A 22,924-nucleotide genomic window follows, 5' to 3' on the forward strand; every position below is an offset into this window, starting at 1 on the left:
TTAAATAACTTTTTTCTCCAACCATTCCATAGGAATTTCTTGATTACAAAATTCTAAATGAATTACTCTTCTATCACTTTCTGAAATCGATTTTTGAGAAGCGTGTAATAATAATGGTTTCATCAACATAACTCCACCTTTTTTGATATTACAAGTAACTTCACTCCCTTGATTATTTGCATCAAAATTAGTATCGACTCTTATAATTCCTTTTTTATGAGATTTAGAAATCACTTTTAAACAGCCATTTGTTTTATCTGCTTTATCTAAATGAATTCTAAAAGTTACAGAGTTTTCTAAAATTGATAAAGGTGGAATAACGCCTAACTGACCCTTTTTATTTGTCCAACTATTATAACCTTCTTTTTCTATTTTATTTTTAACACTAATACTCAAATCTTGATGATAACTCACAAACCAATTCGATTTACTTGGTTTGTTAAAATATATTGCTTTTGATAAAAAGTAATTTTTATCGCAAATTGTACTATATAATTTCTTGAATGACTTACTTTCAAAAATAATATTTTGAAGTTCTGGAAATCTATTTAACAATTGTCTTTCTGAAAAATCGAAATTATGATGCTCAATAAAATGAATAATTTTATTTAATTCTTCTTGTTGAAAAACTCCTTCAACAATTGAAAAACCGTTTTCTTCTAATTTTATTTTATCTCGATTAAAATCTATCATAACTTCATGGATTCCTGCCTGCGCAGGAATGACAGAACAACTTAATTATTCTTGTTGTTTATAAGCAGTAACCTTAATCTCCACCACCAAATCTGGATGTGGTAATTGATGCACAGCAACTGTTGTTCTTGTGGGTCCAGTTTTTGTATCGAAAAATTCTGCATAGGCTTTGTTGTAACCTGCAAAATCATTCATATTTACCAAGAATGTAGAAACATCAACCACATCTTTTATACTTGCTCCAACTGTTTTTAAATTTTTGTCGATATTTTTTAAAACTTCTCTAGTTTGCGTTTCAATATTTAAATATTTTGTTCCCATTTCGTCAATAATATCTACTCCAGCAATCGTATTATCTGCTCTTCTAGAACTTGTTCCTGAAACAAAAATAAAATCGCCTACAACTTTTACATGTGGATAAGCGCCTCTTGGTGTTACTTTTTTTTGTGCCATATCTCTTGTCTGGTCGAGCGCAGTCGAGACCTAAATTTATTCTTTCTTACTTTTAATGACCTCTCGACTGCGCTCGAGGAGACATTTGATTATAGTTTCGACAAGTCTAACAACCTTTTCACTGTCCTTAAATTTCTTGTTGTTGCAATTACATTCAATTTTTTCTCGATACTATTGTTCGTCAATTTTGTTTTTCCAAAACCTAATGGACAATATAAATACACCACATCGTCTACTATTTTATATTTGTCTTCTCCTATATTTTTGACTTCAATTACACTTTCTTTTGAAGCTTTATTTAAAAACGTAAATGCAACTATTTTTTCATTTTTAATTGAAAAAGGATAATTTTCAATCGCCTTTTTCCATTCTTGAATAGTTCTTGCTAAAACTGGAACATCAAAACCAAATTTATTTTGAATTCCTTCTTTAATTTTATTACAAATTACTGATTTATCTTCATTGGATTCTAAAACAATATTTCCACTTTGAATATAGGTTTGTATATTTTGAAATTGTAAACTAGATAATAAATCACGTAAATCTGCCATTGGAATTTTGTTTTTTCCTGATACATTTATTCCTCGTAATAAAACTATATATTTTCTCATACACTTTGCAAACCTCAAAGGTTTTAAAAACCTTTGAGGTTTAGTTTCTATAAACCAGCGATTTTGTCCTCTTGTAAAATCGCGTTTGTTTCATCAATTACTTTCTCTAAAATGGCTTTCAATTCTTCTTTTGTCATATTTAAATGCGTATGAACCTCATCACCAGAAATTAAATTTAATAGTGCTTTATCTTGTGCTCTTCCTCTTTTCATTGCTTCATTATACCCAATGTTCTCATTAAAAGTTACCAACGAATATTTAGAAAAATATTGATTTGGAAAATGTTTCTCCAAATCCATTTCTATTTTTCTTTTTTCTTTAAAAAGCGGATTTGCAACATGGTTTTTCATCTCGTGAAAATTATCAATTGCTAAATCTGCAATGGCATCTGTGTCTTGTTTTCTTGCTTTTTGATAAGCTTTAAAAATTGCTTTCCAATCAAAGATTTCTCGACTCTGCTCGAAATGACAAAGAATTTCGTCCAATACAAAAACATCTTCGAAAGAGGCATTCATTCCTTGTCCGTAAAAAGGAACAATTGCATGTGCAGCATCACCAATTAACAACTTTTTATTTTGATAAAACCAAGGAGAAGATTTTACAGTTCCTAAAGCTCCTGTTGGGTTGTTAATGAATTCTTCTTTTATATTCGGAATTAACGCCAAAGCATCTGGGAATTCTTTTTCGAAAAATTGGGTTATTTTTTCTTCGGATGTTAAATTTTCGAAATTGAATTCACCTTCATCATAACTTAAAAAGAGGGTTACTGTAAAACTACCATCCATATTTGGGAGTGCAATTAACATAAAATCGCCTCTTGGCCAAATGTGTAAATGATCTTTACTTATTTGATGATTTCCATTTTTATCTGCAGGAATTTCCAACTCTTTATAACCGTGATTTAAGTAATTTTGAGAATAACTGAATAAGAATTTGCGTTCAGAGATATAGCTTTTTCGTAAAGAGGAACCTGCACCATCTGCTCCAAAAATAACGTCTGCAATTACAGGGAATTCTTCTTTGGTATTGTAATCTTTAAAATGTGCGATATTTTTTTCAATATCAACTTTTTTACATTTTTTATTAAAATGAATATTTACATTTTCGTGTTTTTCTGCTTCATCTAATAAAATAGCATTCAAATCTCCTCTGGAAATTGAATTGATGTATTCATTTTCTCTCCCAGAATAATTTGATGAAAAGGTATTTCCTTCTCTATCGTGCATTAATCTACCATACATTGGGATACAAATTTCTCTTGCTTTTCCTTCCATTCCACATAAACGCAAGGCTTTTAAACCTCTATCTGATAATGCTAAATTTATGGAACGCCCTGCAGAAATATCTACAGTTCTTAAATCTGGTCTGCTTTCGTAAACCTCAACTTTATAACCTCTTTGCGCAAGTCTTAAAGCTAGTAAGGAACCACATAATCCTGCTCCGATGATTAAAATCCTATTCCCATCCCAACCCTTCCCAAAGGGAAGGGCTTTTCCAAACTGGCTTAAATTATTTTCTTTTTTGTTCATTTATGTAGTACAATCTATTCATTATTATCTTTAAAACGCTTTAAAACTTCTTCTATTGAAATCGTTTTATCTTGTTTTTCTTCTTCTGATAAATTTTGAAAATTATCAATAATATTGTTTAATTTATTTTTTTCATTTGCAATCTCTTCATCATCAAAATCGATAAAAGTCATTTCATAAAGACAATGTGCTACTATCTCTAATTCATTAAAATTTCTTAAAGAATCTTGACTAATTCGCATTCCTAACCAATCTTGCCAAGGCATAAATTCTAAAGCATAACTCTGAGAATCTTTTTTATCATTTTTTTTACCTGAAACATCAAAATATGTAGTTAATTCATCCTCAAAATCATCCTCAAAATCATCTTTAATTTCATCCAAAACAATTTCCATATCAATATTATTGGCTTCTAATCGTTTTATTTTCTCGTAAGCAGTTCTATGAGCTTCCATATCCTCTTTAATATCAGGATACAATTCCAAGAGCGTATATTCAATACTTAACCATTCTGTTTGATGAAGTAAATCTCTAAAAATTATAGTTCCCATAACTATTAAATTTTAATTGTATTTTCTTCCAATAATTTATTCATTCTCATTATCGACATAAGTTCCCTTTCCTTCGGAAAGGGTTAGGGATAGGATTTCCACCATCTCATAAACATCTTCAAACGAAGTGTACATTGGCACTGGCGCACAACGTATTACATCTGGTTCTCGCCAATCTGTAATTACATGTTTTTTCATTAATTTTTGATGTAAACTTTTATCCGCATTTTTTACTTGAATGGATAATTGACAACCTCTTTCTTTTGGGTTTTTAGGTGTGATGATTTTAATGTCACTTGAACCAATTTTATTGATTAAAAACTCGAAATAACCTGTTAGTTTTTCTGATTTTTCTCTTAAAGTTTCCATACCAACCTCATCAAATACATCTAAAGACGCTTTTATGGCTGCCATCGATAATATTGGCGGATTTGATAATTGCCAGCCTTCTGCGCCTTCCATCACATCAAATGGCTGTCGCATGTTAAAACGAGTGGATTTGTTATGATTCCACCAACCTGCAAAACGTGGCAAATTTTTATTCTTCGCATGTTTTTCGTGAACAAATAATCCTGCTAAACTTCCAGGACCAGAATTTAAATACTTGTAGGTACACCAAGCTGCAAAATCAACGCCAGACTCGTGTAAATTAGGTTGAATATTTCCTGCTCCATGAGCTAAATCGATTCCAACGACACAGTTTTTTGAATGCCCAATTGCTGCAATTCTTTTCAAATCTAAAAACTGACCTGTATAATAATTTACACCTCCAATTAATAGTAAAGCAATTTCGTTTCCTTGCTCTAAAACAATTTTTTCTAAATCTTCTATCTGTAATAATTCCTCTCCTTTTTTGGGTTTCCATTCGATAATATCATCCTTTGAAAAACCGTGGAATTTTAATTGCGACTCTACTGCGTATCTATCTGAAGGAAAAGCATCACTTTCAATAACAATTTTATATTTTTCTTTTGTGGGTTTGTAAAACGAAACCATTAATAAATGTAAATTGGTGGTTAGTGTATTCATCACCACAACTTCTATGGGTTTTGCACCCACTATTTTTGCCATTTTATCGGTTAAATATTCGTGATAATTCAACCACGGGTTTTTTGCTTCGAAATGCCCCTCAACTCCTAAATTTGCCCAATCTTCTAATTCTTGGTTGATGTATTCTTTGGTTGATTTTGGTTGTAAACCCAACGAATTTCCTGTAAAATAAAGCCATTCTTTTCCTGATTTGTCTTTCGGAATATGAAATTGACTTCGTAAATGAGAAAGTGTATCTTCTCTATCTTGCTGTTTTGCAAATGCTAAATTATTCTGATATTTCATCAACTAAAAAAATGAGTGTCTTCAAATATAAAACAATCTTACTTTAGAATTAAATTTAAAATAATTAATTACTATCTTTATTTTTAAATTTGCTCTTAAATATAATTTATGAAATTGATAAAATACGTACTACTTATTGCTGTAATTCTTATTGTTTCTTGCAATAACAATTCCATATTAATTGGTGGTTTAAAAGGTGTAAATGATAGTTTTAAAAACCAGTATGCTCCAGATAAAAGAGTGGCTATTTATACCATTGAGTTTGATAGTTATAATGATAAAATTATTGTTGAAGGAGAAACAGATTCCAAAGAAGCGTACGTAAAATTATTAGATAGTCTTAAAATTTTAAATGTCGAAATTGTAAATAAAATTAGAGTTTTACCAGATGCTGTTGTTGGAGATAAAATGTTTGCAATTGCCAGAAATTCAGTAATTAATATTCGTTCTGCACCCAAACATTCTGCAGAATTAGGCACACAGGGTTTGCTAGGAATGCCTCTAAAAGTGTTAGATAAAAAAGGTGATTTTTATAGAATTCAAACTCCAGACAGGTATATTTCTTGGGTTGATAAAGGTGGAATTCATTTAATGACCAAAAATGAATATGAGAATTGGAACACGTCTAAAAAAGTACTTTTTACTCAGAATTTTGGGTATGTGTACTCGAAAAGAAATTCAAATTCTGATATTGTTTCTGATATTACTTTGGGCGGACTTTTAAAATACTTATCTGAAGACGCTTCTTTTTACGAAGTAAAATATCCTGATGATAGAACTGGATTCATTAAAAAAAGTGAAGGTGTAATTTTTAATTCTTGGCTACAAAATCTTCAACCTTCACAGGAAAATATTGAGGCAATTGCTAAAAAAATGGATGGCTTCCCTTATTTATGGGGAGGAACTTCATCTAAAGGAATGGATTGTAGCGGATTTACAAAAATGGTGTATTTAATGAATGGTTTGGTAATTCCAAGAGATGCTTCGCAACAAATAAATGCTGGTAAAGTTGTAGGTAAAAAGCTAACTTTTAAGGATTTAGAAAAAGGCGATTTATTATTTTTTGGAACAAAAGCAACTGAAAACAAAAAACAGAGAGTCGTTCATGTTGGTATTTGGTTAGGAAATGGCAAAATGGAATTTATTCATGCTTCTGGAAACGTGCATTTGAGTTCTATGGATTCTCTGCAACCTAATTATGACGAATTTAATAAGAATAGGTATTTAGGAAGTAGAAGATATTTAGGTGTAAAAGATATTCATATTTTAGATTTAAAGGAAGGTTTGAAGTTTTAGCGTTTTACGCAGAGAAATTCGCAGAGATTCACAGAGTTGTTTTAATGCTGAAAATTATTTGGCAACTTTAGCACAGACTGAAATGACATCCTTTTTTGTTTTTCACAAAAAGATATAATGAAAAGCTAAAAAAGCCTCTCAAAAAAATTGAAAGGCTGCATATTTATTTTAAATACAATCAACAGTAAGCAACTGAAAACTGAGACTGCAAACTGAATACTAACTAATACAAGACTCTAAACTTAATTGTGCCTTCTACCTTTCTTAATTTATCGATTACTTCTGTGTTGTATTCTTTGTCTAAATCTGTAATTACATATCCTACTTTTGGGTCTGTAGACAAATACTGCCCAGTAATATTTAAGTCGAATTTTGCCAAAATCTTATTGATTTTTGCCATAACTCCAGGAACATTTTTGTGAATATGTAAAAAACGATGTGCATTGGTTTGTCTTGGCAAACGAATATTTGGGAAATTTACAGCATCTACTGTGTTTCCAGAATTTATGTATGCCATAATTTTACTCGGTACAAAATCGGCAATATCTCTTTGTGCTTCTTCTGTACTTCCACCAACGTGAGGTGTTAAAATTACGTTTGGCAACCCTTTTAATTCTGTATAAAACGTTCCATTTTTCCTTGGCTCTTCTGGATATACATCTACAGCTGCACCTGCTAATTTTCCGCTTTTTAAAGCGGCAACCAATGCTGGAATATCCACCACAAATCCTCTTGCCAAATTAATTAAATGTGCACCATCTTTCATTTGAGAAATTTCTTTTTCTCCGAAGAAATTTTGGTTAGCAGCATTGTCATCTACATGTAAAGTAACCACGTCTGATATTGCTAATAATTCCGATAAATCGCTAATTTTAGTAGCGTTTCCTAATGCCAATTTATCTTCTACATCGTAATAATAAACATCCATTCCTAAAGCCTCTGCTAAAACAGAAAGTTGAGAACCTATATTTCCATAACCTACAATTCCTAATTTTTTACCACGAACTTCTCTAGAACCTTCTGCTGTTTTATTCCATTGTCCATTATGAATTTCTGTGCTTCGTTGAAAAACCGAACGCATTAACATAATTATTTCTCCAATTGCCAATTCTACCACAGAACGTGTATTACTATAAGGCGCGTTAAAAACAACAATTCCTTTTTCTTTACACGCTTCTAAATCGATTTGTTTGGTTCCGATACAAAATGCACTTACGACCATCAATTTTTCTGCAGCGTCCACCACTTTTTGTGTGACGTTTGTTTTAGAACGGATTCCTAAAACGTGTACGTCTTTTATTTTTTCTATCAGCTCCTCTTCCGACAAACTTTTAGAAACTATTTCAACAGAAAAACCATCTTTAGATAACTTTTTAAAAGCATCTGAATGTACGTTTTCTAATAATAAAATTTTAATTCTGTTCTTTGGGTAAGATATGTTTCTTGGCAAATCGTTTATGTATAAAAATTCATCTAAATTTGGTGCAATATGGTCTGCGTTTTCCGTAGTTTTTACTCTTGAAACATTTTCTGTGTACGCAAAAAACTTGTCTGCAATACCAGCTTCTCGAGTTACGTAGTCGCTATAACCATCACCAATAACTTGTATTTCTCCGTTTAAATTCATGTCTTTTAAACATTGAATTTTTCCATTGTGTTTCGATAAAACATTGTCTGCATCGAAACCAATAATTTCTCCATCCTTTGCGAACTCAAAAGTATTTGCATATACTCTTTCGGAAGGAATGTTGTATTCTTTTACAATTGGATCTATAAATTCTTTGAATCCGCATGAAATTACGTAAATATCGTCTGCGAAATTCTCGAAAAACTCTTTATTACTTTCGATTGATTTAGAAACTTGTTTTTTTAAAGCTTCCACCAACCCCCTTAAATCGGCTTTATTGGCTTTTAATAATTTTATTCTTCTTTTTAAAGATTCTGTAAAGGAGATTTCGCCATCGATACCTAAATTAGTAATATCGATAATTTCTCGAATAACATCTTCTTTCTTTGGATTATTTTCGAGCGTAATTTCTGCTAAAACATCCAATGCTTCCACCCTTGTTAAAGTGCTGTCGAAATCGAAAATATAGTTTCTTTTGCTAGTAATCATCTTTTAAATCTTGGTTGATTTATAAGCTGTAAATCTACAAATATAGTAGGTTATTAGAAAGTTATTTTAAAGTTTTATCATATCGATTTTATTTGATATCAATAATATTGAAGTCCATAAAAAACCGTATAAATTTCTTTAAATATTATGAATTCCCAAAAGAATGAACCACCAGAAAATTGGCAATGCTTCCACCCAAAACGAACTATAATATTTAGATTGATTCGTTTTTGCTCGCATTAAGAAAATAATTACCAGAAAAAAGAAAATCATAAATGCATTTTTTGCATCTATTTGTGGCACAATTAAATACTCTAACAACAGAGAAAAAATCATTAAAATTAACCCCAATCTTTTTGTTTTTTGAACGCCTATTTTCTTCGGAATTGTTTGTAGTGAAATTGCGTCGTATTTTACATCTCTAATATCGAAAGGCAATATTAAAGCGACTATAATTAAAAAGCGCTGAATTGCAATTAAAACAGTATTAAAATCTATTACTCTATTAGCATCAAAAACTGGAACTAAAACAGTAAAACCTACCCAAACTAAAGCAACTACAATTATTTTTAAATAACTAACCTGACGTAAATTTTTATGAAATCCGCTTAAAAAAGGAACTGCATATAAAACTGTTAATAAGATAAAAGGCACTCCAAAAAGCAATGTTTTAAATGGAATTAAAATCGTATAATAACACAATATTAGAAAGCATAAAAAAGAAAAAATCTGAATATTTTTTAACCCGTTTGTTAAACTTTTATGATGCAATTTTGCAACGCCTGCATATTTTACAAAATTATAACCTGTTATTGTTCCTAAAAATATAAAAATATCTAAGTTTTCGTTGTACGATAAATCCAAATAGAATTCAGTGATTCTCACTAAACATAACACAGCAAATGCTACATGAATACTGGCATTTATATAAAAATCGAAAGCGGTCTTTAAAATTTTCATTTTACAAAAATAGCTTTTCTGTTAATAACATCGCTGTTTGGTTAATAATTAACTTATTATTATTAATATTCTATCAAATAAGAATCTATTAAATTCCCTATTTTTGTCCTGCTTTAAAAAGCACCACTCAATCGTTTGAGAAAAGACATAAAAAACTTTATTTTAATGAATACAAACTCGTTTCAACTTAGACATATTGGTCCTAATAAAAAGGAGCAACAAAAAATGTTAAAAACTATAAAAGCTGATAGTTTAGATCAGTTAATTAATGAAACCGTTCCAGAAAACATTCGTCTAAAAAGCAATTTAGATTTAGGTCCTGCAATGAGCGAATACGAGTATTTGGCTCATATTACTGAACTTGCAAAAAAAAATAGAGTTTTTAAAAGTTATATTGGTTTAGGATATCATGAAGCAATTGTGCCAAGTGTTATTCAAAGAAACATATTAGAAAATCCAGGTTGGTACACTGCTTACACGCCTTACCAAGCAGAAATTGCACAAGGTAGATTAGAAGCTTTATTAAATTTCCAAACCATGATTTGCGATTTAACAGGAATGGAATTGGCAAACGCCTCTCTTTTAGATGAAAGTACTGCTGCTGCAGAAGCAATGGCTTTATTATTTGATGTTAGAGAACGTGCTAAAAAAAAATCTGGAGCCAATAAATTCTTTGTTTCTGAAGAAATTTTACCACAAACATTATCTTTATTACAAACACGTTCTACCCCTATTGGAATTGAATTGGTCGTTGGAAATCACGAAGATTTTGATTTTGGTGATGACTTTTTTGGAGCCATTTTACAATATCCAGGAAAATTCGGACAAATATTCGATTATGCAGGTTTTGTCGCAAAAGCAAATGAAAATAATATTAAAGTAGCAGTTGCTGCAGATATTTTATCTTTAGTAAAATTAAAAGCACCTGGAGAATTTGGAGCATCTGTAGTCGTTGGAACTACACAACGTTTTGGAATTCCTTTAGGTTATGGAGGACCTCATGCAGCCTATTTTGCAACAAAAGAAGCGTATAAGAGAAGTATTCCAGGAAGAATTATTGGAGTTACAAAAGATACAGATGGTGGTTTTGCTTTAAGAATGGCATTACAAACCAGAGAACAACATATTAAACGTGAAAGAGCGACTTCGAACATTTGTACTGCACAAGTTTTGTTAGCAGTTATGGCAGGAATGTATGCTGTGTATCATGGAAAAAATGGTATCCAATTTATTGCAGACGCTGTTCATAACAAAACAAAATTAGTAGCAAGTTATTTAGAAAAAGCAGGTTTTAAACAATTAAACTCAGCTTATTTCGATACACTTTTAGTAGAAATTGATGCAGTTCGTTTAAAACCAATTGCAGAATCTTTCAAAGTAAACTTCAATTATATTACAGACAATCTTATTTCGATTTCTATAAATGAAGCAACTACACAAAAAGATTTAATGAAGCTTTTCACTATTTTTGGCCAGTTAAAAAAACAACCAGATTCCTCTACTGCAGAAAGTTATGGCGATTTTCATCAAATCTTAACACAAGAGTCTTTTGGTTCTGATTTTGAAGTGATTGCAGAAAACACAAAAAGAACAACACCTTTCTTAGAAAACGATATTTTTAACACGTACCAATCTGAAACAGATATGATGCGTTATATTAAAAAATTAGAACGTAAAGATTTAGCATTAAATCATTCTATGATTTCCTTAGGATCTTGTACAATGAAATTAAATGCTGCTTCAGAAATGTTGCCTTTAAGCAATCCTCAATGGGGAAATATTCACCCTTTTGTGCCTTTAAATCAAGCTGAAGGATACCAAATTGTTTTAAAGAAATTAGAGCATCAATTAAATATTATTACTGGTTTTGCTGGTACTTCTTTACAACCAAATTCTGGTGCACAAGGAGAGTTTGCTGGTTTAATGACGATTAGAGCTTATCACCAAAGTCAAGGAGATTCTCATAGAAATATTTGTTTGATTCCTGCTTCTGCTCATGGAACAAATCCTGCTTCTGCTGTAATGGCTGGAATGAAAGTTGTGGTTACCAAAACTGCAGATAATGGAAACATAGATGTAGCTGATTTACGTGAAAAAGCCGAATTACATAAAGATAATTTAGCGGCTTTAATGGTAACCTATCCATCAACTCATGGAGTTTTTGAAAGTGAAATTAAAGAGATTACCAAAATTATCCACGATAATGGTGGGCAAGTTTATATGGATGGCGCAAATATGAACGCGCAAGTTGGTTTAACGAATCCTGCTACGATTGGTGCAGACGTTTGTCATTTAAATTTACATAAAACATTTGCAATTCCACATGGTGGTGGAGGCCCAGGAGTTGGCCCAATTTGTGTAGCTCCTCAATTAGTTCCTTTTTTACCATCAAACCCATTAATTTCAATAGGAAGCAAACAAGCAATTACAGCTATTTCTGGAGCTCCTTGGGGTTCTGCTTTGGCGTGTTTAATTTCTTACGGATATATTACAATGTTAGGTTGTAGTGGATTGACAAATTCTACAAAAAATGCCATTTTAAATGCAAATTATATAAAAGAGCGCTTAACAGGGCATTATGAAACTTTATATACTGGAGAAAAAGGACGTGCTGCACATGAAATGATAATCGACTGTCGTGAGTTTAAAAATAACGGAATCGAAGTGGTTGACATCGCAAAACGTTTAATGGATTATGGTTTTCATGCACCAACAGTTTCTTTCCCTGTTGGAGGAACTATGATGATTGAGCCAACAGAATCTGAATCTTTAGCTGAATTAGATCGATTTTGTGAAGCTATGATTTCTATTCGTGAAGAAATTAAAAATGCTTCTAAAGAGGATGAAAATAATCCGTTGAAAAACGCACCTCACACGCAAGCAATGTTAACTGCAGATAATTGGACTTTACCTTACACAAGAAAACAAGCGGCTTTTCCTTTGGAATATATTGCAGATAACAAATTCTGGCCAACTATAAGAAGAGTAGATGATGCTTTTGGAGACAGAAACTTAATTTGCTCTTGCAACCCAATTGAAGATTATATGTAAACGCACAGCGTTTTCAAGTATTTAAAACCATTTCTTTTTGCTGAATTTTATCAGTCTTGGGGAATGGTTTTTTTATTCTCGTTTAATTACAATTGAAATTTGAGAAATATGAGTTCTTATTAAATTTAAAAAAACCGCCTGAACAAAGGTTTTGTTTAGACGGTTTTCCATCAATCAAAAAACTAAAATTTAATTTTATTTTGTCATTTTTACTTTTCTACCATTTAATGGTTGCTCGTTTCTATAATTGTTAATTGGCATTAACTTTTTTAATTTATTAACCTGCTCTAAAGAAACTGTAATTGGTTCTTTAAAAACAAACCAATTTACACCCTGAGTACAAGGTGGCGTTGTAAGTGAACCAACATAATTATAGTACCCTTTATTTTTAGGAAGATTTAAATTGAGATTAAAAGACGTGTCAACCGTTTTCATTTCTCCTTTTTTAAGCGGTAAATAACTTTCTAAAAAATCGAAAGGAGCACTTGAAACACCTTCTTTTGCCATAACTGCTAACACTAAGTATTCTCCCTTTTTACTTACATGTACCATATGAATAACTAATGGATATCTAATTCCGTCTATAGTATGCTCAGAAGATTCATGGAAATGAATTTGCTTTAAATCGAATTTTTCTCCTTTGTAATTTATATAATCTCCTGCTTCGAAATTATATTGAATTGAGTGCCCGTTATTTTTTACATCATGAATTTTCGTGTTTAGAGCATAATGGATATCTAATGGTTTTAAAGCCACATCTGCCATTGCATTTACACTTACAATGTTTATTGGAGATTGAAATTCTCCATCACATTCTGAGTCTTTTTCAATCTCTGCCCAATGCTCTGGTCCTGTTTCGCCTGCATAACTCCAATGCTTTTTTTTATGATTTGCATTTGAAACTCCCTCATTTTTTGAAGTTGTTTCTAATTTTTTTTCTGTTTTTGTGCTTTTATTACAAGATGTGAATGTAATTGCAAATAACACGACTACGAATATGCTGTTTTTAATATTCATTTTGAATTTATTTATAGGTGATATTTTAATGTTGTTTGTAATATATTATTGTTTCTAAAAGTATTTACACCAGCTGGTGCATAGTCATTTAAGTATCCCATACCTAACGATGCATTTTTAAATATTGGGTAAGACAATCCTACATAAAACCAGTTTTGATTTAAAGATTCTGGCACTATTCCAGTACCAGTGTTCAACCAAATTTCATCAAATGCAGTGATATTCACTTTTTTAGTGTCAGTAACTTTAAATAATGGCATTCCCCAAGTAAATCGATATCTAAAACGCGTTTTAAAATCTGTGCCATTTTTAGTAAAACTAGCATTGGGCTGTTGTACAAATTGGTCTATAAAACGTTGCTCTAACCTAAAACGATGTTTAAAATTTGATTTTCCAGACACATGTGATAACATTACTTGCTCCCAAACATCATTTTCATTAAAATTATGAGTTTCTCTATAGTTTTTAGCAAAGGTGTAACCTACTGCAAAATCAACTGATTTATTTAGATTATAATGAATGGAAGGTCTTATTAAAATTTGTTGCCAATCCTCTAAAAAATTAGTCCTTCTAAAATGGGCTTCATTTTTCAAGTAAAATTGATTGTTGATACGATAATCTATAATAACAGAATTCCAAGAACTATTGCTTTGTTTTACTGTTTTACTCTGCCCAAATACCGCTATAGGTATTAAAAATAGTATAATTAATATGTGTTTCAATGTATTATTATTTAAATTAAATATTGGTTTGAAAGAATCCCAAAACCGGAACCCTTTAAATATATAAAAACGAATAAATAATAAACTTAGAAATGTGTTTTTAACTGACAGTATAAAATGTAAAATCGCTTTTTTACTGAAGAAAATAAATGTCCATTAACGCATTGATGAAAATCAATATTGTTTTGGATAAAAGCAATATTACTAGAAAAAGCACCTGAAAAATTCTTAAAAAAACCTTTTTCTTCTTTTTCCAATTCCTCTAAAGCAACAACACCTACAGATACATCACTATCATTTTCATTTAAATTATTAGTTGAAAAAGATATTGAATTTAAATTAGAGCTTACTGGTAAAGTATTTGCTTGTAATTTATTATTAAATACAAACGTAAATAAAACAGTAAGAAATAATTTAAAATAAGAATATGTAAGTAAATGTTTCATTTGAGATAACAAATGTACAGTAGTTTATCAGTTTTATTTTACCTGATAATTCTTTTTAACATAATTTTTAACAAGGCATTTGGTTTTTTTTAAGTGAGAATTCACAAATGATAAACACATTCTTTCTTCAATTTCTTTCTTCTTCCCCACTAAATAAAGAAACCTGTTATTGGTAAACTTGCTCCAAAAAGACCAATTAATAAAGCCAAAATTTGGGTTGCCCCCAATAGTTCCCATATGAATATCTAAATTGGTGTCTAAGATACTTTGATTTTTCTCAAACTTAGCAATTAATGGTTTGTCTAATTGAACTCCTGTAAATCTATCTACAACTTGATTAAATCATTATTGTAAATTGATTTCAAATTGTATTTTACGTGAGAATTCACAAGTAAGAGAGGGCGAAAATGGTGTAATTGATTGCGACAATAAAATTGAAGAAATAAAAAACCTCGCTCCACATCGTTAGGCGAAAATTCCCCTATCGCAAGTCATGGTTACGAGGTTACAGGAAACAAAAATAAATTAAAAAAAACAAAAAAGCAAGCTAAAAGGAATAATGGTTTAGGGTTGTAAATTGATTTCAAATTGTATTTTTACGTGAGAATTCACAAGAGGCTAAAATGCCATTGTCTAAATGATTATGTTGTGAATTGATTTCAAATTGTATTTTTACGTGAGAATTCACAAGTCAATTTCGTGCAATTCTTGGTCTGTTATTGTTGTGAATTGATTTCAAATTGTATTTTTACGTGAGAATTCACAAGTTTAGCAAGTCTTAACCTACTACTACTCACGTTGTGAATTGATTTCAAATTGTATTTTTACGTGAGAATTCACAAGTACGAAAATTACAAGACTGGTTCTAACGTTGTTGTGAATTGATTTCAAATTGTATTTTTACGTGAGAATTCACAAGCAAATTCAATTAATTGAGCATCGTTGTATCGTTGTGAATTGATTTCAAATTGTATTTTTACGTGAGAATTCACAAGGAATTCATTTATCACAAACATTGCACACCTGTTGTGAATTGATTTCAAATTGTATTTTTACGTGAGAATTCACAAGTAACTTTAAAAAATGGCGATAGCATAGACTGTTGTGAATTGATTTCAAATTGTATTTTTACGTGAGAATTCACAAGAATACTTTGGTTATGAACTCGTAATATGTTGTTGTGAATTGATTTCAAATTGTATTTTTACGTGAGAATTCACAAGTCTATTATTACAGGGCATAGCAGTAATGCTAGTTGTGAATTGATTTCAAATTGTATTTTTACGTGAGAATTCACAAGCGACTTCAATTGCTCATTTACCAAATCATCGTTGTGAATTGATTTCAAATTGTATTTTTACGTGAGAATTCACAAGTAATGAATGTTCATAAATAACTGCTATACTGTTGTGAATTGATTTCAAATTGTATTTTTACGTGAGAATTCACAAGAGAAAATTGTATTTAGATAAAGGTTTGTTAGTTGTGAATTGATTTCAAATTGTATTTTTACGTGAGAATTCACAAGTGAAAAATATAATAGAATATGAAACTAACTGTTGTGAATTGATTTCAAATTGTATTTTTACGTGAGAATTCACAAGAAACTGACCTACATTAGCATCAACTCTTTTGTTGTGAATTGATTTCAAATTGTATTTTTACGTGAGAATTCACAAGTAAACTGGAGTTACACCGTGTGCTATCATTGTTGTGAATTGATTTCAAATTGTATTTTTACGTGAGAATTCACAAGACATTATCTATATTTATAAAACTTCCAACTGTTGTGAATTGATTTCAAATTGTATTTTTACGTGAGAATTCACAAGCTTTCCATTTCTTAGTAGCAACTGCCAATTGTTGTGAATTGATTTCAAATTGTATTTTTACGTGAGAATTCACAAGGCTTACTGGCGACCAGACTATTAATGGATTGTTGTGAATTGATTTCAAATTGTATTTTTACGTGAGAATTCACAAGGCATTAGGCGCAATGCATGCAAACAATATGGTTGTGAATTGATTTCAAATTGTATTTTTACGTGAGAATTCACAAGCTAAAGGCTGGAAACCTAAAGAATTCTACAGTTGTGAATTGATTTCAAATTGTATTTTTACGTGAGAATTCACAAGTCTAACTCTAAATTATCTACTCCAGCAGAGTTGTGAATTGATTTCAAATTGTATTTTTACGTGAGAATTCACAAGCATTTACCCAACTTTCTGTAGCATAACCATGTTGTGAATTGATTTCAAATTGTATTTTTACGTGAGAATTCACAAGCTTCTTTTGATATTTCCCTACCCATAGGTGTTGTGAATTGATTTCAAATTGTATTTTTACGTGAGAATTCACAAGCACCAAGACCGAAATTTGCAGCGGCATAAAGTTGTGAATTGATTTCAAATTGTATTTTTACGTGAGAATTCACAAGCAAGTCTTTCGATAGACTTTAACGACGTAAGTTGTGAATTGATTTCAAATTGTATTTTTACGTGAGAATTCACAAGAGTAAAACAAAATAAAACAAACAAACAAGAGTTGTGAATTGATTTCAAATTGTATTTTTACGTGAGAATTCACAAGGACCACGTTGTCAACCTACACAATAAAAGCGTTGTGAATTGATTTCAAATTGTATTTTTACGTGAGAATTCACAAGAACTTTCGTCTTGGGTTGTAGTCCATAATTGTTGTGAATTGATTTCAAATTGTATTTTTACGTGAGAATTCACAAGAATATTCAAAACCTCGCCTTTGTTTAATTTGTTGTGAATTGATTTCAAATTGTATTTTTACGTGAGAATTCACAAGTACCTTCTGGTTTTTAATATTCGCAACTGTGTTGTGAATTGATTTCAAATTGTATTTTTACGTGAGAATTCACAAGTCCAAGGGAGATTCTATGAATGGTGGTTCAGTTGTGAATTGATTTCAAATTGTATTTTTACGTGAGAATTCACAAGAAAATTCAACAACAACATAACCATCATCATGTTGTGAATTGATTTCAAATTGTATTTTTACGTGAGAATTCACAAGTATGGCCTCGGTAACGGTGTACGTTCTACAGTTGTGAATTGATTTCAAATTGTATTTTTACGTGAGAATTCACAAGATTGGATGTCGATTGGTACGACAACAAAATGTTGTGAATTGATTTCAAATTGTATTTTTACGTGAGAATTCACAAGATCACATTGTTTTTTTAACGGAGATAATCCGTTGTGAATTGATTTCAAATTGTATTTTTACGTGAGAATTCACAAGACCTTTCTTTGAAATGGAATAGGTATTTTAGTTGTGAATTGATTTCAAATTGTATTTTTACGTGAGAATTCACAAGAAATGATTTTTTAAGAGCATCGCTATCCTCGTTGTGAATTGATTTCAAATTGTATTTTTACGTGAGAATTCACAAGCATCGTGTTTTACATCGAAAGCCATTACTTGTTGTGAATTGATTTCAAATTGTATTTTTACGTGAGAATTCACAAGTTGCCCTTTAAAATTAATAATTCTATCGTAGTTGTGAATTGATTTCAAATTGTATTTTTACGTGAGAATTCACAAGGTTTTTGTTGTTGTGTTGTAACCAGTACAAGTTGTGAATTGATTTCAAATTGTATTTTTACGTGAGAATTCACAAGAGAAGAAATAAATGTTAACATATTTGTTTCGTTGTGAATTGATTTCAAATTGTATTTTTACGTGAGAATTCACAAGTCACAAGCTATTAAAGCTGTACCAGAACCAGTTGTGAATTGATTTCAAATTGTATTTTTACGTGAGAATTCACAAGCCTATTATAAATTTTCTACCAATCATTTCAGTTGTGAATTGATTTCAAATTGTATTTTTACGTGAGAATTCACAAGTGTTGCTAAAAATAGAAATGGAACGCTTTTGTTGTGAATTGATTTCAAATTGTATTTTTACGTGAGAATTCACAAGTAAAGAAATTTATTACAAATACGGAGGGTGTTGTGAATTGATTTCAAATTGTATTTTTACGTGAGAATTCACAAGTATGTATCCAAATTTCTTTCCATTAAAATTGTTGTGAATTGATTTCAAATTGTATTTTTACGTGAGAATTCACAAGAAACCTAATAAAATAACTGCATCCATATTAGTTGTGAATTGATTTCAAATTGTATTTTTACGTGAGAATTCACAAGCCTGATCCGGAAAAACATTGATATATTTTTGTTGTGAATTGATTTCAAATTGTATTTTTACGTGAGAATTCACAAGGTGTTGGAAAAACCATTTTAATAAAACTTGGTTGTGAATTGATTTCAAATTGTATTTTTACGTGAGAATTCACAAGGTTCTTTATGGATGCCGAATACAACTAATTGTTGTGAATTGATTTCAAATTGTATTTTTACGTGAGAATTCACAAGAGTTTCTATTATTTAATGTTGGGTCTACTAGTTGTGAATTGATTTCAAATTGTATTTTTACGTGAGAATTCACAAGTCCTCTAATCGGTTCGATATGGCTGTCTATGTTGTGAATTGATTTCAAATTGTATTTTTACGTGAGAATTCACAAGTACTAAACCTAAATACATAATATGAGTAAAGTTGTGAATTGATTTCAAATTGTATTTTTACGTGAGAATTCACAAGTTCAAAAAGACACTTATTTAACACAGTTTTGTTGTGAATTGATTTCAAATTGTATTTTTACGTGAGAATTCACAAGCGCTCAATTCTTTCGCTTCATTTTACCAACGTTGTGAATTGATTTCAAATTGTATTTTTACGTGAGAATTCACAAGAGGCGTATCTGGCGCTATGGCTGCAATATCGTTGTGAATTGATTTCAAATTGTATTTTTACGTGAGAATTCACAAGTTAGAAAAAGCAATTAAACATTATAATTCTGTTGTGAATTGATTTCAAATTGTATTTTTACGTGAGAATTCACAAGCATAATTAAAGATACAATAGAATATATCACGTTGTGAATTGATTTCAAATTGTATTTTTACGTGAGAATTCACAAGAATAACAAATGTAGCATCTACAGCAACCGTGTTGTGAATTGATTTCAAATTGTATTTTTACGTGAGAATTCACAAGAAAAACTAAATATTAATGTTTCAAATACATGTTGTGAATTGATTTCAAATTGTATTTTTACGTGAGAATTCACAAGAATGATTCGTTTAAGTAATGATTCACGTGTGTTGTGAATTGATTTCAAATTGTATTTTTACGTGAGAATTCACAAGTGTGTAGGATTTAATAGTTTCATCATAAGTGTTGTGAATTGATTTCAAATTGTATTTTTACGTGAGAATTCACAAGATAATTTAACAATAGCTTAATTTATTACCAGTTGTGAATTGATTTCAAATTGTATTTTTACGTGAGAATTCACAAGTACAAAATAATCAATCCAACTAATGAAACTGTTGTGAATTGATTTCAAATTGTATTTTTACGTGAGAATTCACAAGTGGTGATTGCTTATGTGTTGTAAGAGTTACGTTGTGAATTGATTTCAAATTGTATTTTTACGTGAGAATTCACAAGACAATTTTTGGATGGCTCATAAATTGATTGTTGTGAATTGATTTCAAATTGTATTTTTACGTGAGAATTCACAAGTAATGCACCTGCATCAAATACACTGGCGTGGTTGTGAATTGATTTCAAATTGTATTTTTACGTGAGAATTCACAAGATTTGATGATGATTTATAAGTGAAGGGAGTGTTGTGAATTGATTTCAAATTGTATTTTTACGTGAGAATTCACAAGCTTCTTAAAATGTTCTACTTTGTAGCTATCGTTGTGAATTGATTTCAAATTGTATTTTTACGTGAGAATTCACAAGATTTTAGAACAGTTATCTAAAAAAACAGCCGTTGTGAATTGATTTCAAATTGTATTTTTACGTGAGAATTCACAAGTAGAATCTTTAAATATTACCAAATGATTTAGTTGTGAATTGATTTCAAATTGTATTTTTACGTGAGAATTCACAAGTCATCTGTAGATTTTGGTAAATTCCAAATAGTTGTGAATTGATTTCAAATTGTATTTTTACGTGAGAATTCACAAGTGAACAAGTGGTTTGTAAAGCGGCTATTACGTTGTGAATTGATTTCAAATTGTATTTTTACGTGAGAATTCACAAGTTAGGTGAACCAATATGTTTTACTGCATTAGTTGTGAATTGATTTCAAATTGTATTTTTACGTGAGAATTCACAAGAATGCAGTTCTATCAGATAAGGTAGAACCAGTTGTGAATTGATTTCAAATTGTATTTTTACGTGAGAATTCACAAGATTCAGATGTTAGTGGGTGGTGTTTTATGTGTTGTGAATTGATTTCAAATTGTATTTTTACGTGAGAATTCACAAGGTCAATCCCAAAATATTGAGTAAAACCAATACTTTGGGATTCCTTTTTAGAACTTATAAAATTCTATGACTATATAGAATTTGTGATAAATCTAATGTTTTTTTTATTTCTATTTTGACAATTTGTAGATTTTAAAAATGGAATTTTAACTTACCAGTTAATGAAAAAAATAAAACCCTAAAAACCTATCTATCCAAAATCTCTTTAATATTTGGTTTAAAGTAATTTGGACCTTTTAAAACTTTACCATCTTCTCTATAGATTGGCTTTCCATCTTTGCCCAATTTACTCATATTAGAACGTTGTATTTCATTAAAAATCTCTTCTATTTTATCTTGCATTCCATGTTCTATAATCGTTCCACATAAAATATATAACATATCTCCCAAAGCATCTGCAACTTCTACTAAATCATTATTTTGTGCTGCCTCTAAATATTCTTCGTTCTCTTCCTTCATCAATTCGAAACGTAATTTTTTTCTTTCGTCAGAAATATTTACAGTTGCTGTATCTTGGATATTCAATTTAAAAGCCGTGTGAAATGCATGAATTGCTGCTATTTTATTTTTCATTATATATGTTATTTATTTTTTATTTGTTATAAGTAAGTTATTTCTTTAGTAAAGTATCACTTGGTATTACAACACTTTCTTTAACAACCAAGATGGAGCAATTTTTAAAATCTAAGCCACCAATCTCCAACGTTTGGAAACGTAAGAAACTCGTTTTTTATTTTTTATAACTGTATAAATTTGATTAGTTGCTTTTTCTAATGGAACCAACCAAAAAAGATCGCCTGCCAAGGCCATGGTTGTATCTAAAAATTCTGGTCTTATTTTCGTGATAAAAACTTTTTTAGATTTTATCGTTTTCGTCTTAATATATAAACTTTCTAAATATGCTTTTTGATAGGCTTTTGAAGCAAAATAAACAGGTGCAGATCGATTTCCTCTTATAGATGCTATGGACGAAACTCCAACTAAATGCCCAAATTGTTGTTTTTTAAATAAATTATATACTAAAATATACAACTTTGTAACGCCTAAAACATTGGTGTTTATGCTTTGCTTCTCTTTAGTCCATTCTAATTTTGGGTTTATATATGCAACTTCAGAAGATTGCACCACCAAATCTATCGTTTTAAATTCAGCAACAATTTCGTTGAAAACAATCTCTACAGTATCTACTTCTTGAATGTCGTTTTGTTTTACTAAAATATGATTTGGAAATTGATTTTTCACTTCCATCAATTTCTCTAATCTTCTTTCTGTAATGGCTACTTTGTACCCGTCTTTCACCAAAAGTTCGGTTAACCTTTTTCCTATTCCTGAAGTTGCTCCAAAAACGATGACATTCTTCATTTAATTTGTAATTTTGTAAAATCGAGATTTTACTGATTTTTAGATAGACAATATATAGAAACTTTATCAAAAATTAAGGTAGATTTTTATCTATTAATCAAGAAGATATAAAGAATTAAGTTATGTTTTTAAGCGCATATTTTACAACAGGTAGAATTATTTTTATTATTTTTTTCGTTTTAGCATTTATCGCTTTAATGATTTATAGCTACAGAAAAGATATTAAAAACCACGAACGTTACTATAAAAATGCGGGTAAAAAAGTACTAATTTATGGTGGTTTAATTATAGTGATTTTTGTTATGATTCGTCTTTTAGCTGGAAATTAAACCCTTTATTTTAGGTTAGTTGCAGAACTAATTTGTATTAGTAAAGAGTTCTCGACTATGCTCGAA

At 30.2% G+C, this 22,924-nt stretch carries 16 protein-coding genes and 1 CRISPR repeat array; of the genes, 3 read left to right on the plus strand and 13 right to left on the minus strand.

Translation table 11 applies throughout. The features are described from left to right. From J3359_RS06225 to kynU, 6 genes are all read right to left on the minus strand, one after another. Nucleotides 1–693 carry a phytanoyl-CoA dioxygenase family protein gene (locus J3359_RS06225; protein ID WP_208079857.1) on the minus strand — a complete coding sequence of 231 codons (693 nt, stop codon included), beginning with the start codon at nt 691–693 and terminating at the stop codon, nt 1–3. Between the two features lie 45 nt (nt 694–738). Beyond that, on the minus strand, nt 739–1,146 hold the full coding sequence (locus J3359_RS06230; RefSeq protein ID WP_208079858.1) for a RidA family protein: 408 nt from the start codon (nt 1,144–1,146) through the stop codon (nt 739–741). Between the two features lie 89 nt (nt 1,147–1,235). Beyond that, nucleotides 1,236–1,757, minus strand: a complete 522-nt coding sequence (locus tag J3359_RS06235; RefSeq protein ID WP_208079859.1) for a DUF1697 domain-containing protein — start codon at nt 1,755–1,757, stop codon at nt 1,236–1,238. Between the two features lie 47 nt (nt 1,758–1,804). Next, the gene (locus J3359_RS06240) at nt 1,805–3,286 is read right to left on the minus strand and encodes an FAD-dependent oxidoreductase (protein ID WP_208079860.1); all 1,482 of its coding nucleotides are present in this window, start codon (nt 3,284–3,286) and stop codon (nt 1,805–1,807) included. Between the two features lie 14 nt (nt 3,287–3,300). Next, the gene (locus J3359_RS06245; protein WP_208079861.1) at nt 3,301–3,837 is read right to left on the minus strand and encodes a DUF6557 family protein; all 537 of its coding nucleotides are present in this window, start codon (nt 3,835–3,837) and stop codon (nt 3,301–3,303) included. Between the two features lie 36 nt (nt 3,838–3,873). Continuing rightward, the gene (kynU, locus tag J3359_RS06250; RefSeq protein WP_208079862.1) at nt 3,874–5,172 is read right to left on the minus strand and encodes a kynureninase; all 1,299 of its coding nucleotides are present in this window, start codon (nt 5,170–5,172) and stop codon (nt 3,874–3,876) included. A 108-nt stretch (nt 5,173–5,280) separates the two neighbouring features. On the opposite strand from kynU, the gene J3359_RS06255 reads away from it, so the two are divergent. Next, on the plus strand, nt 5,281–6,468 hold the full coding sequence (locus tag J3359_RS06255; protein ID WP_208079863.1) for a C40 family peptidase: 1,188 nt from the start codon (nt 5,281–5,283) through the stop codon (nt 6,466–6,468). 223 nt (nt 6,469–6,691) lie between these two features. Here J3359_RS06255 and serA read toward each other — a convergent pair whose 3' ends face one another. Together serA and J3359_RS06265 are read right to left on the minus strand one after the other, a co-directional pair. Next, a complete protein-coding gene (gene serA, locus J3359_RS06260) occupies nt 6,692–8,584 on the minus strand; it encodes a phosphoglycerate dehydrogenase (protein WP_208079864.1) in 1,893 nt (630 codons plus the stop codon). A 138-nt stretch (nt 8,585–8,722) separates the two neighbouring features. Beyond that, entirely contained in the window at nt 8,723–9,544 is an 822-nt protein-coding gene (locus J3359_RS06265; RefSeq protein WP_208079865.1) for a UbiA prenyltransferase family protein, read from the minus strand. Between the two features lie 165 nt (nt 9,545–9,709). Between J3359_RS06265 and gcvP the strand changes: the two genes are divergently transcribed. Next, entirely contained in the window at nt 9,710–12,595 is a 2,886-nt protein-coding gene (gene gcvP / locus J3359_RS06270; RefSeq protein WP_208079866.1) for an aminomethyl-transferring glycine dehydrogenase, read from the plus strand. A gap of 195 nt (nt 12,596–12,790) precedes the next feature. On the opposite strand, the gene J3359_RS06275 is transcribed toward gcvP, so the two are convergent. The 5 genes from J3359_RS06275 to J3359_RS06300 form a co-directional block, all read right to left on the minus strand. Then, the gene (locus J3359_RS06275; RefSeq protein WP_208079867.1) at nt 12,791–13,612 is read right to left on the minus strand and encodes a carbonic anhydrase; all 822 of its coding nucleotides are present in this window, start codon (nt 13,610–13,612) and stop codon (nt 12,791–12,793) included. Nucleotides 13,613–13,623: 11 nt separating this feature from the next. Continuing rightward, on the minus strand, nt 13,624–14,334 hold the full coding sequence (locus J3359_RS06280) for a DUF2490 domain-containing protein (protein WP_208079868.1): 711 nt from the start codon (nt 14,332–14,334) through the stop codon (nt 13,624–13,626). 86 nt (nt 14,335–14,420) lie between these two features. After that, nucleotides 14,421–14,780 carry a hypothetical protein gene (locus J3359_RS06285; protein ID WP_208079869.1) on the minus strand — a complete coding sequence of 120 codons (360 nt, stop codon included), beginning with the start codon at nt 14,778–14,780 and terminating at the stop codon, nt 14,421–14,423. A 569-nt stretch (nt 14,781–15,349) separates the two neighbouring features. Beyond that, nucleotides 15,350–21,168: a CRISPR direct-repeat array (repeat unit 46 nt; unit sequence GTTGTGAATTGATTTCAAATTGTATTTTTACGTGAGAATTCACAAG). A 185-nt stretch (nt 21,169–21,353) separates the two neighbouring features. Beyond that, the gene (locus tag J3359_RS06295) at nt 21,354–21,740 is read right to left on the minus strand and encodes a pyrophosphohydrolase domain-containing protein (protein ID WP_208079871.1); all 387 of its coding nucleotides are present in this window, start codon (nt 21,738–21,740) and stop codon (nt 21,354–21,356) included. Between the two features lie 111 nt (nt 21,741–21,851). Beyond that, nucleotides 21,852–22,529 carry an SDR family NAD(P)-dependent oxidoreductase gene (locus tag J3359_RS06300; protein WP_208079872.1) on the minus strand — a complete coding sequence of 226 codons (678 nt, stop codon included), beginning with the start codon at nt 22,527–22,529 and terminating at the stop codon, nt 21,852–21,854. A 122-nt stretch (nt 22,530–22,651) separates the two neighbouring features. Here J3359_RS06300 and J3359_RS06305 point away from each other — a divergent pair, with 122 nt between their 5' ends. Next, the gene (locus J3359_RS06305; RefSeq protein WP_208079873.1) at nt 22,652–22,858 is read left to right on the plus strand and encodes a hypothetical protein; all 207 of its coding nucleotides are present in this window, start codon (nt 22,652–22,654) and stop codon (nt 22,856–22,858) included. Nucleotides 22,859–22,924: the final 66 nt, after the last annotated feature.

The organism is Polaribacter cellanae, assembly GCF_017569185.1.
Classification (GTDB): domain Bacteria; phylum Bacteroidota; class Bacteroidia; order Flavobacteriales; family Flavobacteriaceae; genus Polaribacter; species Polaribacter cellanae.

Excerpts from the sequence above, each read along its gene's own strand:
- J3359_RS06285 (WP_208079869.1), bottom strand. The coding sequence starts at position 14,780 with ATGAAACATTTACTTACATATTCTTATTTTAAATTATTTCTTACTGTT.
- J3359_RS06275 (WP_208079867.1), bottom strand. The coding sequence starts at position 13,612 with ATGAATATTAAAAACAGCATATTCGTAGTCGTGTTATTTGCAATTACA.
- J3359_RS06300 (WP_208079872.1), bottom strand. The coding sequence starts at position 22,529 with ATGAAGAATGTCATCGTTTTTGGAGCAACTTCAGGAATAGGAAAAAGG.
- J3359_RS06245 (WP_208079861.1), bottom strand. The coding sequence starts at position 3,837 with ATGGGAACTATAATTTTTAGAGATTTACTTCATCAAACAGAATGGTTA.
- J3359_RS06235 (WP_208079859.1), bottom strand. The coding sequence starts at position 1,757 with ATGAGAAAATATATAGTTTTATTACGAGGAATAAATGTATCAGGAAAA.
- J3359_RS06225 (WP_208079857.1), bottom strand. The coding sequence starts at position 693 with ATGATAGATTTTAATCGAGATAAAATAAAATTAGAAGAAAACGGTTTT.
- serA (WP_208079864.1), bottom strand. The coding sequence starts at position 8,584 with ATGATTACTAGCAAAAGAAACTATATTTTCGATTTCGACAGCACTTTA.
- J3359_RS06305 (WP_208079873.1), top strand. The coding sequence starts at position 22,652 with ATGTTTTTAAGCGCATATTTTACAACAGGTAGAATTATTTTTATTATT.
- J3359_RS06265 (WP_208079865.1), bottom strand. The coding sequence starts at position 9,544 with ATGAAAATTTTAAAGACCGCTTTCGATTTTTATATAAATGCCAGTATT.
- J3359_RS06240 (WP_208079860.1), bottom strand. The coding sequence starts at position 3,286 with ATGAACAAAAAAGAAAATAATTTAAGCCAGTTTGGAAAAGCCCTTCCC.
- gcvP (WP_208079866.1), top strand. The coding sequence starts at position 9,710 with ATGAATACAAACTCGTTTCAACTTAGACATATTGGTCCTAATAAAAAG.
- J3359_RS06230 (WP_208079858.1), bottom strand. The coding sequence starts at position 1,146 with ATGGCACAAAAAAAAGTAACACCAAGAGGCGCTTATCCACATGTAAAA.
- kynU (WP_208079862.1), bottom strand. The coding sequence starts at position 5,172 with ATGAAATATCAGAATAATTTAGCATTTGCAAAACAGCAAGATAGAGAA.
- J3359_RS06255 (WP_208079863.1), top strand. The coding sequence starts at position 5,281 with ATGAAATTGATAAAATACGTACTACTTATTGCTGTAATTCTTATTGTT.
- J3359_RS06295 (WP_208079871.1), bottom strand. The coding sequence starts at position 21,740 with ATGAAAAATAAAATAGCAGCAATTCATGCATTTCACACGGCTTTTAAA.